Below are 14,109 nucleotides of genomic sequence, written 5' to 3' on the forward strand. Positions count from 1 at the left end.
CTCATTCCTTTCATTTATAAACAGCATTTATTTTTACTTTAAGTTTTTCGGGTGTTTCATGCCGTACATGGTGGTTATCCATAGTATCCTCTGTAATATATTAACATAAATAATATTCGGGTATCAATAGAATTTAAAAAATTTTCAAAAAATATGTTGACTTTATAGGTAAACCTCATTATATTAAATAACATAGTATTGCTTATTATTTACTAAAAGTATTGTAATGTATTGTAAAAAATCACATTTTAGCTTAATATATATATGTAATTATATATAGTGTCGTTTTAAACATTTATTTGTCTATAATTATTAATAACAAAAGTTATATTGATTGGGATGGTAGTTATGATTCAGTTAACTGATGCGGAGATTAAAAGCAGGTGCGAAAATGATAGCGTCTATAGAAAAGGCCTTGAGTATTACTTGTCAGGTAGGATACACAATTTTATGTATAACAAAGACGGTACTGTATTTCAAGCTTTTGTAATGGGTACATCGTTGTACAGGGTGATGATACAAAAGTATCATGGTGAATTGTACACAAGCTGTACATGCCCTGCAAAGGCAAGATACGGCGGCGATTGCAAACATATTTCGGCAGTTTTAATGTATATAAAAAATAATCAAGCTGAGATAGAGGACAATCTAAGAAATAAAGTTGCCTATGATTTATTTGAAGAATTTCAAAAAAGAGAATACATACCTGACGAATTAAAGCAGCCTGTCAACATAGAGGTTACATTAGAATCTTATCAATTTAATACATCTTTAAGTCTTAGAATGGGCATTGACAAATTGTATGTAGTTAAAAGCATAAAGAAGTTTTTTGACGATATTGATGAAGGAATGATCGTTGAATTTGGTAAAGGATTTTCATTTGATCCAAGCGTAAATACTTTTAAAGAAGAAGATATGAAGCTTATAAGGTTTTTGAGGGAGATATACGAGATTGACAAAATCAATACTGAAAATTCTTATTACAGAGTTGACTCGGTTATTTCTGGAAAGTGTGTAAGGCTTACGCCATCGAATTTAGAAAAATTTATTGAAATTATGAAGGATAGTCACTTTAATTTAGTTTTGGATGGAAAAACTTATTATGATATAGACGTGGTTTTTGATGATCTTCCTATTAGCTTCAAACTTGAGAAAGCAAATAACGACAAAAACATTAGACTTACCGTTGAGGGAATTGAAAAAGTAAAGGCGTTAGACAGCAGAGGTAATTTTTTTGTGTATGATGGGAAAATATACAAGGTTTCTGATAAGCAGCGTTTTGCTTTAGCGCCATTTTACAATATGTACATTACCAATAGCACAAATAGTGTTGTATTTACTGAGAAGGATAAACAGAAGTTTGCAGAAGTAATACTTCCGAATATAGATAAAGCAGGAAGCGTCGTGATTGATGACGATGTAAAATCAGAATTTTATAACGAACCACTTAAGACGAAAATCTACCTTGACAGAGAAGGAGAAAGAATAACTGCTGATATAAATTTTACTTATGGTGAGTATAACATAAATCTGTACGATGATGGAAAGACGAAGATTATGCATGACTGCATTTTAATTAGGGACGAAGCTGCAGAAAAACGCATATTGGATATCTTTGAAAAGTGTGAATTTAAGGTAAAAGATAAATCGGTTTACTTAGATGATGAAGACTCCATATTTAACTTCGTATCAAATTATTTGCCAGTGCTTCAAAAATACGCTGATGTGTACTATTCTGAATCATTTAAAAGGATGAAATTCTACAAAAGATCGTATAGCAGCAGCATTAGGATTCAAGACGATGATTTATTGGAATTTAGCTTTTCTATTGACGATATAGATAGAGATCTTATTCCAAAGATATTTGATTCGATAAAAATGAAGAAGAAATTTTTCAAGCTGCCTGATGGTTCTTTTCTGCCTATTGATGATGAATTGGTGAAAATAGCAAATTTCGTCGATTCATTGGACTTAAGTAGCAAAGATTTAAAGAAAGAAATCGTAAAGATTCCAAAATACAAAGCCCTTTATATTGATGAAAAACTTGAAAGTGATCGATTAAAGATTGATAAGGATGAAAAATTAGATAGTTTAGTCAAAGCCATAAAAAATCCAATGGAGACTGAATTTGAAGTGCCTAAGAAGTTAAATGGTGTCCTGAGAAAATATCAGGAAGTGGGGTTTAAATGGCTTAAAACATTGTCATCGTATGGTTTTGGTGGAATACTGGCAGATGACATGGGATTAGGAAAGACGATACAGACTATAGCATTTTTGCTGGATGAAAAAGAAAAGCATAAAGAACCTGCAATAGTCATCTGTCCGACAACTCTTATCTATAATTGGGAAAGTGAAATACAAAGGTTTGCACCGACTCTTAAGACTTTAGTGGTATCTGGCAGTAAAAGCGAAAGAGGAAGTCTTATTAAAAGCATAGAGGAATCTGACGTCGTCATAACTTCATATCCGTTGATCAGAAGGGATATAGAAAGCTATGAAAATATTGAATTTAGCTATTGCATTTTGGATGAAGCGCAGCATATAAAAAACCCAAAGTCTCAGAATGCAGAATCTGTCAAAAGGATAAAAGCCAAAGGATATTTTGCGCTTACTGGTACGCCCATAGAAAATTCTTTGACTGAATTGTGGTCTATATTTGACTTCTTAATGCCTGGATACCTTTTGTCTCACAGAAAATTTGTGGAGAAGTATGAGAAGCCAATTGTAAGATACAAAAATGAAGAGGCGCTTAATGACTTAAGCAAGCATATAAGGCCATTTATACTGCGAAGGTTAAAAAAGGATGTTTTGAGGGAGTTACCAAATAAGATAGAAACCACATCATTTGCTGAACTTACGAAAGAGCAAAAGGAGCTTTACATGGCGTATCTGGAGAATGCAAAGACTGAAATAGAGGAAGAGATACGAAGTAAAGGCTTTGAAAGGAGCCAGATAAAGATAATAACTGCTTTAACGAGGTTAAGGCAGATATGCTGCCATCCATCAATGTTTGTAGAAAATTACAAAGGCACCAGCGGCAAGATGGAGCTTTTGATGGAACTGATTCAAGAATTGAAAGAAAGCGGACACAGGGCCCTGATTTTTTCCCAATTTACAACAGCGCTTAAGCTTATAGAAGACAACTTAAAAAGAGAAAAAATTTCATACTTGTATTTAGACGGAGATACAAAAACGAAAGAGAGAGGGGAATTAGTCAAAGCCTTCAATGAAGGTGACTCGGATGTCTTTTTGATTTCGTTAAAAGCAGGTGGAACTGGACTAAACTTAGTAGGCGCAGACACTGTCATACACTTTGACCCGTGGTGGAATCCAGCTATAGAAGATCAGGCGACAGATAGAGCCCACAGGATTGGGCAGGTGAATACAGTACAAGTCATAAAACTTATAACGCAGGGTACAATTGAAGAAAAAATTGTAAAGCTGCAAGAGAGAAAAAAAGAGATGATAAATTCTGTCATAAACCCAGGTGAGACCTTTATAACTAAGTTGAGTGAAGAAGAAGTAAAAGAGCTTTTTGCAATGTGATTAAATGATTTGCAATTGTCGATTAAGGCAGTTGCTTTTTTTATGTAAAAAATTTTACTGATTATGTTACAAGTTTGTAATAGAAAATTAAGGAATAATTAATAAAATTTATAATTTTTAATTTTATAATAGAGGTGAGGTATGGGAAGTTAAGAGCATAATCTATATAGATAAAAGTAAAAGTTACTTTGTCTAGGAGGCTATTATGAATAAAGTGAAACTATGTTTATTAATTATCGTAATCTTAATAATTGGTGGCTGTAGTATTAAAAGTACAAATACAGACTTAAGCAATGAGAATATAATTATTGATAAAACAAATGGTAATATACTTGATGAGTTAGAAGCTAAAAAAACCTCATCGATTGAAAATGCACATCCAATAGCTGTGCTTGATGATGGCAGAAAAGTGTTTTTGCAGGTTAATCCTGAAGTAGACAACAGTATTTTTGTCACTTCAATCGATGGCTCAATAGTGCTTAAAATTAATGCTGAAATTTCTAAAAATATTTATGATGCAAAAGTCATGGGAAATTGGATCGTGTATGTTGAATCCAGCAACGATATGACAAAAAGCGATTGGGCTTTGTATGCCAAGAATATAGATGACAATCGTCGCATAGAAATTGATAAGGGAAAAGTTGTAAATGCAAAAGTAAAAACGCCTACTTTGCTAGGAGCGTTGATATCTGCATCTAACGACAAAATTGTATGGACAGCTTTTGAAAAAGATGAGAAATCTGTTAATGCAATTGTCAAATTATACGATATTGAAAACAATACTTATAAAATCGTTGATAAATTAAATGCTGAAGACGGAGAATTTGGGCAGCCAGGGTTGGATGGGGATTGGCTTGTATATGATATTGGAAAAATCGATATGAAAGCACTGGCGAGAAATGGGAAATTGGTCCTTGTAAATCTTAAGAATAATGAGAAAAGAATATTAGATGAAGGATTAAAAGTTAGCGGTGCATCAATTAAATATCCATATGTAGTATGGAATTCAGGCGATTCTATTCTAAAATTATACAATATAAAGACAAAAGAAGAAAAAACTATTGTAAATTGGGGTATGACAGGCGTTTGGAATAGCTCACTTAATGATAAATTTATTTCATGGAATACAAACGGTGATGGTTTATACATTTACTCTATAGAAAAGGGAGAAACATTGAAGTTAAAAGATTCAGGTATTACAAGCGGTGGAAATATTTCAGGTAATATACTGTGGTGGTACGTCAAAGGAGAAAAGTGCAAATCAGAGTGGATTACTTTAGATTGAATGAAATTACTGAATGCTTTTTAATCATATTGGAGTGAGATTTATGATATTAAAAAAATGGATAATGACAATACTACTTATTTTGGCTCTCACAGGATGTTCAAATATAAAAAAACAAGGAGATGCGGTAGGTGGAATATCAGATAAAGAAGCTTTGAAAGTAGCTAAAGAAAAAGTGAAAATTACTAAAGTAAAATCAGAAGAACTTAAAAATTTAGAAGTTGATCTGGATAAATTTTTCGATGATCCAAAACTTATGGAAAAATCCTCCTGCTCCGTTTACTGGATAATAAAGGGTATTGACAAAGAAGGAAAGTCCTTAACTGTATATGTAAATTATAAAAAATCCAGCATTTATTATGTTAAAAATGAATGATAGTCTGATTGCTTAATTTGTCATGGCATTTGCCATGCTTTTTTTATGTTACAAAATTGTAATAGGAAATTAAGGAATAATTAATAAAATTTATAATTTTTAATTTTATAATAGAGGTGAAACATGGGAGGTTAAGAGCATGGGAGAGAGCGATGTAGAATTTGCATTCATTAAGTTTATTGAAAAGTCTATTAATTATGAAACAGTAAAAGCAATAAAAAAATATAATAACATTAAAAAGAAAGAGCTTTTGACATTAGACTTAGCAGATTACAATGGCAATATCGAAAATGATGGGAAAATTATTGACAGTACGATATACGATAATGTGTTAATTGAAGATGAAATAATAGATAGATTAATGATTTCAAAATGTAAGGAACTACTGGAAATAGAAGAATTTAATGTTGTAACGCTAAATATAATACAAGATATACCACAAAAAGAGGTAGCTAAAATGTTAAATAAAACACAATCATCTATAAGCAAGATTAAGAAAAAAGCCCTTAAGAAAATAAAAAAGTTTATGGAGGGTTCTTGAAAGTATGAGCAAAGATAAAAGCCTTTTTGAAATTATTTTAAAGGCTAAAGAAGGGGATAAAGATGCTATACAAGAGATAATATTGCGATTTCAGCCTCTTATAAAGAAAAACATGAGGAATGTTGATATGGACATAAAAGATGATATAAGTCAGGATATTGTTGAGGTAATAATAAAAGCGATCAAGAAATTTGATATAAAATGAAGCATAACATTCGAAAATGATAAAATTAATTTTATGATGTGGAATATTTTTAGAAAAATTTAGCTTTTATATATGTAGAAGGGGAAATACGGGAAATGGAGGTGAGAAAAAATGAAGCTATGACAATCTTTGTTGGGCTACTAGTACTTCTATGATAATTTCATATTTTAAAGGTGACACAACAGATCGTACAATTGAAATTGCAAAAGATAAGTATGGTACGAACTTTAATCAACCAGGATATACAACTGATGCAGAATACTACGTAAAGAAATACACCAGTAAAGCAGGTTCTATACAATATAATTCATTGTTGTATACAGCGGTGCAATATCAAATAAATCACGGAGGACCTATCTATACGAGAATACAGTGGACTTCCGGAGGAGGACACGCTATGGTTATTAAAGGTTATGATACCAGCACAAACTATGTTATTTATAACGATCCTTGGGATGGATATGGGCACGGCGCAACTTACTCATATTATGTAAGTAACAGTAGCTGGTATTGGACAGATTCTCTATTTTGGGAATAGTATGAATGATGAGGTGAATTATTTTGAAAAGGGTTCTTACTTTCGTTGTGATTGTCATGCTGATATTAATATCAACTTTTCCGGCTTTTGCAGCTACTCCAATAAATACTCTGGTTCAACAACAATTAGATTTAGCTAAAGAAAAAGATCAAGTAGAACGTGCAATTAGCGATAGCCAGTCAAATCCTAAAAAATTTTTAGTCGATAACAAACATGAGCTGGGACGTAAAGAGTTAATGGATGTAAGTAATCCTGACGATTTAATATACGGAAAAGCATATAAAGTATATATTACTAATAAAGAAGTTGTTCAAGATCTAATAGAAGGGAAAAATATTTCTAATGCTCTGTTAAATGCACCTTATGAGTGGGAAGTGCCTGTAAAATTTAATAATAAAAGTGTAGCATCAATTACGGTATCTTTTTTGGACAATAGATGGAATGTTGGTGAAATTGGCGGCTATCTTTCGCCTGATTCCATTGATTTTGTAAGTAACCCTGATGGTATAACTTCATATCTTGATGACAATAATTTAAAAGAGGCAAAAACATTTATCCATTTCAGAGTACCTTCGTTGCATTCCGATTTTCTTTATATTGAAGCAAATAGTGGGGAATATTTTATCCCTATTATTCACGGCGAAGGTAAAAGTGAACTTTATGGCCTTAAAAACAAAAAAATATATAAAAAAAATGAGATAATTTCCGCTGTTGGTCCTACTCTTAAAGCCGGTTTGAATGATACAGGAATGACAACAGGCCGTCCGTCGCTTAATGGGAAATATCTTGGCAATCAAGTATACTATTTAATTGCGTTGACAATTTTTATTGCCTTTATAACAATTTTTTACTTTGTTAAATTAAAACGAAAATACAGTTATAAGTAAATAAGCGAATCTAAGGTGAAATATTAAAATTCTATGTTAGACACCAATCAAAAATAGTTGGTGTCTTTTATTTTTTATTTTGCATATGCAATCAGGATGTAGGTGTTTATCTGGCAAGTTTGGTGAATTAGTAAATTTTTTGTAAAAAATTTTTATGCTAACTATGTTACAAGATTGTAATAGAAAATTAAGGAATAATTAATAAAATTTATAATTTTAAATTTTATAATAGAGGTGAGGCATGGGAGGTTAAGAGCATAATATGCAAAAATGGTAAAAATAATTTTATGATGTGGAATATTTTTAGAAAAATTTAGCTTTTATATATATAGAAGGGGTAATACAGAAAATATAGGTGATTGGTAATGGTATTATTTAAAAAAATTGTTTTGTGTTTTTTGATATTTATTGCCTTTATCGTGGTAGGATGTTCATCTAAAAGCAATAATAGTGTCATTAAAGAAAAGGGAAATAATTCAATAGCGCAAAAGTACTTTAATATGCTGACTAAGGAAGATAAAATTAAAATTTCAAAGGCGTCTCCGGAAGAAATAATAAATATCTATTATAATAGCATAAATGATAAGAATTATAATCTCGCCGTTGTTTGTGCTTCTAATTTTTTAAATAATGCAGCAAATAAATCATCTGAAGATATCAGTTATGTGTATAATGAACATATAGAATATTTGAAAAATATAAAGAAAATTGACATCAAATCAATAGAAGTATATCCAGATACGATAAAAAAGAATGACAGCGAAAGTATAGGAAAATCTTCTAAGCTTTACTGCGTTTATTATATGCAAAAATCGAATGATATTAAAAAATTTCCTGAGGAAGGGTACTTCACCAGATTTATTACAGTTTCTAAGTCGCCTTTATATGGTGGCTGGTGTATAAGTTATATTGCTTCATCACCATAAATTTTTTTAAGAAAAGCTATATACGGGAGGGAGAGCTTTTATGAAACATCAAACAAGATTAACAGCAGTACTGCTTATAACAACGTTTTTAATAGGTATAGTGATTACAGGGTTTACTTCAATACCGAAAGCAAGCTCAAAAGAATCGGTTAGTCTGAGCAATACAACAAATTTTGATGACCCTATTGCAGTAATTAAAGGGATGATTCAAGCAATTAACGATCAGGATCCTTATGAGTATATGAACTATTTTACCAATTCTAATCGCACAGCCATGACACAATTTCTTTCAAGTAATAAATCAGAATCATTCTTTAAAGAGAAGGAAGCCAAGTTGATCCAAATTAAAGAGCTTCCAAAGGAAGTAGGTGTAGTAGCTGCAGGTATTTCATCTGGAGAAAACTTAAATTTGGATGATACACGTGTTTTTTATGCCGAAATTAACTTCAATGTGGATAAAGAAGATAAATGGCTATATAATGGTACAAACCATCGTGTTATTGTTGTCACAAAGGAAGATGGAAGCTGGAAAATAGTAAGGCTATCAGTCCCATCTATAGAATACTTAAAAGATACTGGCAATGGATTTAATTCAGATGACGAAAATATTGCTGCTAAAATCGAAAGTACTCTTGATAAAAAAGGGAAAATAATGAACATGAAAGGTGCGGTTATTGATAATATTGCTGCAAGTGAAAAATAGTCTTTTTTACTACTACTTTTTCCGGCCCCTTATGACTAAAGCAAGTCCCAATAAGATTATCATGATTGAGATTATCAAGTTTGGATTAAGCCATACGATGGAAAATTGGTTGTACAAAATTGACGTATAGCTTAATATTACAGCAGCGGTAATTACCATGACTAAGCCTATAAGCACAAAATCTCTGCTTACGATGTAAAGCTGAAAAAGGCCTATTGCTACAGATAGAATGTATAGAGGCCATGTGTATTCAGAGTAAATCCAGTTTGTGAAGATGTCAAAGTAAAAAATGATGCCCATTGATGTAAGTATTCCGCCTGGAACTAAGATTTCAGGATTTTTTCTTTGCTTTAAGTAGCTTACTTCCATCATGATTCCTGGTATCAATATGAAAAGAGGCCATATATTAGACATATCCAATGTTATTCCGTATCTTGATAGTAAGCCCAGGTTGTCATTTAGATAGATAAGTCCTAACAATATAAGTACGATTCCGATTATTTTCTTTCCCATGATTAAACCTCCTGAAAAGTTTTGGCTTTCATTTATATTTTACTATAAATGGATGAAAATTTAACTATATTTTTGCGAAAAAATACTTGAAAAAATTTCAGAAGGTGATATAATAATAAAAACGGTGAATAAATATAAAAATAAACTACTATTTATACATATTTCGCATTATTTTTTTAATGTTTAATGCATAAATATAAGTTAAAATTAATATATATAAAATATTGAAGGTGGGATCTCAATGGTGAGGGTCGGCATATTAGGAGCTACAGGCTATACAGGCGTAGAGCTCATTAGAATCTTATCAAATCACGAAGATGTCCAGATAAAATACTTATCATCTCAAAATTTCAATGGTAAAAAAATTGAAGATGTGTATAACTCTTTAAAAGGATTTTGTAAAGTAGAGCTTCAGGAACTGAATATTGACGATATTGTTGAAAGCTGTGATGTGGTATTTACAGCACTTCCATCTGGATATGCAATGAATATGGCTGAAAAATTATGCAAAAGTGGAGTAAAGCTAATTGACCTTGGTGCGGATTTTAGATTTGATGATTTCAAAACTTACAAGGAGTGGTATGGGGTAAGTAGCGATGTTTACGGCAGCGTAAGCAGAGTTTATGGGCTTCCAGAGATTCATAGGCAGGAGATTAAAAACGCGATGGTTGTAGGAAATCCAGGATGCTATCCTACATCTGCAATTCTCGGCTTGGCGCCAGCTTTAAAAAGCGGAATAATAGAAAATCATATAATAATAGATTCCAAATCCGGCGTATCTGGCGCAGGCCACAGTCCAAAGCAGGGAAATATGTATGCAGAGTGCAATGAAAGCATAAAGCCTTACAACGTGGCAAAGCACAGACACATACCAGAAATGGAGCAAGAGCTTTCAAAGTTAAATCACGAAGATACAAAAGTCGTTTTTACACCACATTTGACGCCTATGACAAGAGGAATATTAAGCACTATGTACTGCCGATTGAAAAAAGATATTTCAATAGGAAGCATTCACAAGATTTACAGTGAGTTCTATAAAGATGAATATTTTGTGAAAGTATTGGATATTGGTGAGTATCCATCTACAAAAAGCGTATATGGTTCAAACTTTTGCCATATCGGATTAGAAATTGATGGACATTCTAATACATTGATAATCATGTCTGTCATTGATAATTTGGTGAAAGGTGCATCTGGGCAGGCTGTCCAAAACATGAATATAATGTTTGGCATCAATGAAGCTAAAGGATTAAAGATGGTGCCAGTTTTTCCATAATGATAAGCTTAAGGAGGATATGATAATGGAGGATTTTGAGGTGATTGAAGGAAATGTCACATCTCCTAAAGGATTTTTAGCCTCAGGTGTGTTTGCAGGAATAAAGAAAGCGAAAAAGGATTTTGCCATGATATACTCTGAGAAAAAGGCCAATGCTGCTGCAGTATTTACTACAAATAAGGTGAAAGCGGCTCCAGTGATTTTAGACATGGAGAAAATAAAAAATGGTGAAGCGCAGGCAATAGTCGTAAATAGTGGCAATGCCAATGCGTGCACAGGACAGAAAGGATATGAAGATGCTTCATCTACGGCTAATATGGCGGCCAAATATCTAAATATAGATAGCAGCGATGTGCTTGTCTGCTCAACAGGTGTTATCGGTGTGACACTTCCTATGGACAAAATTGCCAAAGGAATAGAATTGGCTTCTCAAGGACTGTCGAAGGATGGCGGAAAAGAGGCTGCAGAAGCGATTCTTACCACAGATACATTTACAAAAGAAGTTGCCGTAAAGTTGAACATAAAAGGCTATGAAGTTTATATAGGTGGTATTGCTAAAGGGTCTGGCATGATTTCTCCAAATATGGCTACAATGCTGTCTTTTATTACTACAGATGCAGACATATCGAAAAAGGCTTTAGATAAGGCATTGAAAGAGACTGTAAAGAGGTCCTACAACATGATATCTGTCGATGGAGATATGAGCACAAATGATACTGCCATAATGCTGGCTAACGGTATGGCAGGCAATCCTACGATAGAGGAAGATACACATGAGTATGAGATTTTTTACAACGCCCTTTTATATGTAAATAAGCATTTGGCAAAGCAAATAGCCAAAGATGGCGAAGGTGCTACTAAGTTCATGGAGGTAAGTGTAGTCAATGCACCTACGGAAGATGATGCGATTTTAGCTTCTAAGTCTATTGTCAATTCAAATTTGGTTAAGACGGCTATATTTGGAGAAGACGCCAATTGGGGGAGAATCATTGCAGCTTTGGGTTATTCAGGAGCTAATTTTTCGCAAGACGCCGTTGATATATATTTGAAAAGCAACAAGGGAATTATAAAAGTTTGTGAAAATGGCGGTTATGTTCCTTTTAGCGAAGACAAAGCGAAAGAGATATTAAGTGAAAAAGAGATTTCGATAGTAGTTGATTTAAATGCCGGAAAACATGAAGCTTTAGCGTGGGGCTGTGATTTAAGCTACGATTATGTAAAAATAAACGGGAGTTACAGAACATGATAAAGAGGCAAAAATACGGCGATGAAATCGCAAAAGCTAAAATATTAATAGAGGCCCTACCTTATATTAAAAAGTTTTCCGGTGCTACTGTTGTGATAAAGTACGGTGGCAATGCCATGATAGATTCCGATATAAAGAAAATGGTAATGCAGGATATAGTTTTGCTAAAATACGTTGGGTTAAATCCAGTTGTCGTACATGGAGGCGGCCCAGACATAAACAAGATGCTTGAAAGCCTTAATATTGAGTCAAAATTTATAAACGGTTTGAGAGTTACAGATGAAAAGACAATGGAAGTAGTTGAGATGGTCCTTACAGGCAAGATAAATAAAGAGATAGTTTCAATGCTAAACGAGATAGGCGGTAAAGCTATAGGGATAAGCGGAAAAGATGGGAAGCTTCTTGTAGCCCAGAAAGATACTGCAAATGGAGATATTGGCTATGTTGGAAAGATTGAAGAAGTCAATATTGATGTGATAAAGATGATGCTTGATAAAGGATTTATACCAGTTATCGCTCCATGTGCTGTAGGCAAAGATGGGAAGACTTACAATGTAAATGCTGATACAGCAGCAGGTAGAATAGCAGAAGCTTTAAAAGCCGAGAAATTCATACTTTTAACAGATGTGGAAGGCATACTGTCGGATGTGAATGATAAAAGTAGCGTTATATCGAGAATTGATTTAGATGCGGCTAAAGAGCTTATGACGACAGGAAAGATTACAGGTGGCATGATACCTAAATTAAGATGCTGCATTCAAGCAGTAGAAAATGGTGTTAAGAGGGCACACATAATCGATGGAAGATTGACACATTCGCTTCTCTTAGAAATATTCACTGACGAAGGGATTGGAACTATGATAGGAAAGGAGTGCTTTGACGATGACAATCTCTGATGACAAAAAGTATGTGATGAATACTTACGGACGCTATCCCATTACACTATCAAAAGGCAACGGCACAAAAGTTTGGGATACAGAGGGAAATATGTATCTCGATTTTGTGGCAGGCATCGCTGTAAACGCATTTGGTCACTGTTACCCGCCAATAGTAGATGCCATCAAGAGTCAAGCGGAGACTTTGATACACTGTTCAAATCTTTATTGGAATGAAAATCAGATTGAACTGGCTAAACTGATTGCGGAAAACTCGTTTGGCGATAAAGTGTTTTTTGCCAACAGCGGTGCAGAAGCCAATGAGGGAGCAATTAAGCTTGCAAGAAAATACGCATCGATTAAATATGGTGACAAAAGGTATAAAATCATCAGCGCGAAAAATTCATTTCATGGAAGGACATTTGGTGCTCTTACAGCAACAGGTCAGATGAAATACCATGAAGGTTTTGGACCGCTATTGGAGGGATTTAAGTACGTAAAGTACAACGACATTGACGATATTTACAGTGCTTTAGATGATGATGTATGTGCAATCATGATAGAAATCATACAAGGGGAAGGCGGCATACATGAGGGGAGTCTTGAGTATTTAAAAAAGATCAGAGAAATATGTGATGAAAATGACGTTCTATTGATTGTAGATGAAGTCCAGACAGGCATTGGACGGACAGGAAAGCTTTTTGCATATGAGCACATTGGCATAGAACCAGATATTATGACATTGGCAAAGGCATTAGGTGGCGGTGTGCCAATAGGTGCGATTGTGGCAAAAGAAAATGTGGCAGTATTTAAACCTGGCGATCACGCATCAACGTTTGGGGGAAATCCACTTGCATGTGCTGCTGGAATTGCAGTCATGAAGGAGATTACAAAAGAAGGTTTTCTTGATGATGTAGTGAAAAAAGGAGAGTATTTTAAGGAAAAACTTAATGGATTAAAAGATAGGTACAAAGTCATAAAAGAGGTAAGAGGAAAAGGTCTTATGATAGGATGCGAAGTTGATTTGGATGATGCAGGTGAGATAGTGCTAAAAGCCTTGGAAAAAGGACTTCTCATAAACTGTGTAAACCATAATGTTTTGCGGTTTGTACCGCCACTTATCGTTAATAAAGATGAAATTGATACTGCTACGATAATTCTTGACGATGTATTACATGAAATGGGGTTTTAA

The 14,109-nt window shown here is 33.5% G+C and carries 14 protein-coding genes; 13 read left to right on the plus strand and 1 reads right to left on the minus strand.

Translation table 11 applies throughout. The features are described from left to right. The first annotated feature begins 348 nt into the window (after nt 1-348). From ACZ42G_RS01215 to ACZ42G_RS01255, 9 genes are all read left to right on the plus strand, one after another. Nucleotides 349-3,546 carry a DEAD/DEAH box helicase gene (locus ACZ42G_RS01215; protein ID WP_464851075.1) on the plus strand — a complete coding sequence of 1,066 codons (3,198 nt, stop codon included), beginning with the start codon at nt 349-351 and terminating at the stop codon, nt 3,544-3,546. Nucleotides 3,547-3,751: 205 nt separating this feature from the next. Beyond that, complete coding sequence (locus tag ACZ42G_RS01220; protein WP_464851076.1) at nt 3,752-4,831, plus strand: hypothetical protein; 1,080 nt, start codon at nt 3,752-3,754, stop codon at nt 4,829-4,831. A gap of 43 nt (nt 4,832-4,874) precedes the next feature. Beyond that, a complete protein-coding gene (locus ACZ42G_RS01225) occupies nt 4,875-5,207 on the plus strand; it encodes a lipoprotein (RefSeq protein ID WP_464851078.1) in 333 nt (110 codons plus the stop codon). Between the two features lie 139 nt (nt 5,208-5,346). Continuing rightward, a complete protein-coding gene (locus ACZ42G_RS01230; RefSeq protein WP_464851080.1) occupies nt 5,347-5,748 on the plus strand; it encodes a sigma factor-like helix-turn-helix DNA-binding protein in 402 nt (133 codons plus the stop codon). 4 nt (nt 5,749-5,752) lie between these two features. Next, complete coding sequence (locus ACZ42G_RS01235; RefSeq protein ID WP_085112419.1) at nt 5,753-5,953, plus strand: helix-turn-helix domain-containing protein; 201 nt, start codon at nt 5,753-5,755, stop codon at nt 5,951-5,953. 151 nt (nt 5,954-6,104) lie between these two features. Further along, complete coding sequence (locus tag ACZ42G_RS01240) at nt 6,105-6,491, plus strand: C39 family peptidase (RefSeq protein WP_464851082.1); 387 nt, start codon at nt 6,105-6,107, stop codon at nt 6,489-6,491. Nucleotides 6,492-6,514: 23 nt separating this feature from the next. Continuing rightward, complete coding sequence (locus ACZ42G_RS01245) at nt 6,515-7,378, plus strand: hypothetical protein (protein WP_464851084.1); 864 nt, start codon at nt 6,515-6,517, stop codon at nt 7,376-7,378. Nucleotides 7,379-7,743: 365 nt separating this feature from the next. Continuing rightward, nucleotides 7,744-8,304, plus strand: a complete 561-nt coding sequence (locus tag ACZ42G_RS01250; RefSeq protein ID WP_085112416.1) for a hypothetical protein — start codon at nt 7,744-7,746, stop codon at nt 8,302-8,304. 40 nt (nt 8,305-8,344) lie between these two features. Then, nucleotides 8,345-9,007, plus strand: a complete 663-nt coding sequence (locus ACZ42G_RS01255; protein ID WP_464851086.1) for a DUF4829 domain-containing protein — start codon at nt 8,345-8,347, stop codon at nt 9,005-9,007. 12 nt (nt 9,008-9,019) lie between these two features. Here ACZ42G_RS01255 and ACZ42G_RS01260 read toward each other — a convergent pair whose 3' ends face one another. Next, entirely contained in the window at nt 9,020-9,520 is a 501-nt protein-coding gene (locus tag ACZ42G_RS01260) for a LiaF transmembrane domain-containing protein (RefSeq protein WP_464851088.1), read from the minus strand. 241 nt (nt 9,521-9,761) lie between these two features. On the opposite strand from ACZ42G_RS01260, the gene argC reads away from it, so the two are divergent. Genes argC through ACZ42G_RS01280 form a run of 4 tightly spaced genes read left to right on the plus strand, consistent with a single transcriptional unit; the run spans nt 9,762 to nt 14,109 of the window. After that, nucleotides 9,762-10,796 (plus strand): N-acetyl-gamma-glutamyl-phosphate reductase, encoded by a 1,035-nt coding sequence (gene argC, locus ACZ42G_RS01265; protein WP_464851089.1) that lies wholly within the window; start codon nt 9,762-9,764, stop codon nt 10,794-10,796. 25 nt (nt 10,797-10,821) lie between these two features. Continuing rightward, the gene (argJ, locus tag ACZ42G_RS01270; protein WP_085112411.1) at nt 10,822-12,042 is read left to right on the plus strand and encodes a bifunctional ornithine acetyltransferase/N-acetylglutamate synthase; all 1,221 of its coding nucleotides are present in this window, start codon (nt 10,822-10,824) and stop codon (nt 12,040-12,042) included. Continuing rightward, the gene (gene argB / locus ACZ42G_RS01275) at nt 12,039-12,938 is read left to right on the plus strand and encodes an acetylglutamate kinase (protein WP_085112410.1); all 900 of its coding nucleotides are present in this window, start codon (nt 12,039-12,041) and stop codon (nt 12,936-12,938) included. Before argJ ends, argB begins: the two co-directional genes overlap by 4 nt. Then, a complete protein-coding gene (locus tag ACZ42G_RS01280; protein ID WP_464851092.1) occupies nt 12,925-14,109 on the plus strand; it encodes an acetylornithine transaminase in 1,185 nt (394 codons plus the stop codon). Before argB ends, ACZ42G_RS01280 begins: the two co-directional genes overlap by 14 nt.

The sequence above is a fragment of the Thermoanaerobacterium calidifontis genome (assembly GCF_055381745.1).

Bases quoted from the DNA above. Each gene is read 5' to 3' on its own strand.
- ACZ42G_RS01255 (WP_464851086.1), top strand. From the start codon at position 8,345: ATGAAACATCAAACAAGATTAACAGCAGTACTGCTTATAACAACGTTT.
- ACZ42G_RS01250 (WP_085112416.1), top strand. From the start codon at position 7,744: ATGGTATTATTTAAAAAAATTGTTTTGTGTTTTTTGATATTTATTGCC.
- argC (WP_464851089.1), top strand. From the start codon at position 9,762: ATGGTGAGGGTCGGCATATTAGGAGCTACAGGCTATACAGGCGTAGAG.
- ACZ42G_RS01225 (WP_464851078.1), top strand. From the start codon at position 4,875: ATGATATTAAAAAAATGGATAATGACAATACTACTTATTTTGGCTCTC.
- ACZ42G_RS01260 (WP_464851088.1), bottom strand. From the start codon at position 9,520: ATGGGAAAGAAAATAATCGGAATCGTACTTATATTGTTAGGACTTATC.
- ACZ42G_RS01230 (WP_464851080.1), top strand. From the start codon at position 5,347: ATGGGAGAGAGCGATGTAGAATTTGCATTCATTAAGTTTATTGAAAAG.
- ACZ42G_RS01280 (WP_464851092.1), top strand. From the start codon at position 12,925: ATGACAATCTCTGATGACAAAAAGTATGTGATGAATACTTACGGACGC.
- argB (WP_085112410.1), top strand. From the start codon at position 12,039: ATGATAAAGAGGCAAAAATACGGCGATGAAATCGCAAAAGCTAAAATA.
- argJ (WP_085112411.1), top strand. From the start codon at position 10,822: ATGGAGGATTTTGAGGTGATTGAAGGAAATGTCACATCTCCTAAAGGA.
- ACZ42G_RS01215 (WP_464851075.1), top strand. From the start codon at position 349: ATGATTCAGTTAACTGATGCGGAGATTAAAAGCAGGTGCGAAAATGAT.
- ACZ42G_RS01220 (WP_464851076.1), top strand. From the start codon at position 3,752: ATGAATAAAGTGAAACTATGTTTATTAATTATCGTAATCTTAATAATT.
- ACZ42G_RS01240 (WP_464851082.1), top strand. From the start codon at position 6,105: ATGATAATTTCATATTTTAAAGGTGACACAACAGATCGTACAATTGAA.
- ACZ42G_RS01235 (WP_085112419.1), top strand. From the start codon at position 5,753: ATGAGCAAAGATAAAAGCCTTTTTGAAATTATTTTAAAGGCTAAAGAA.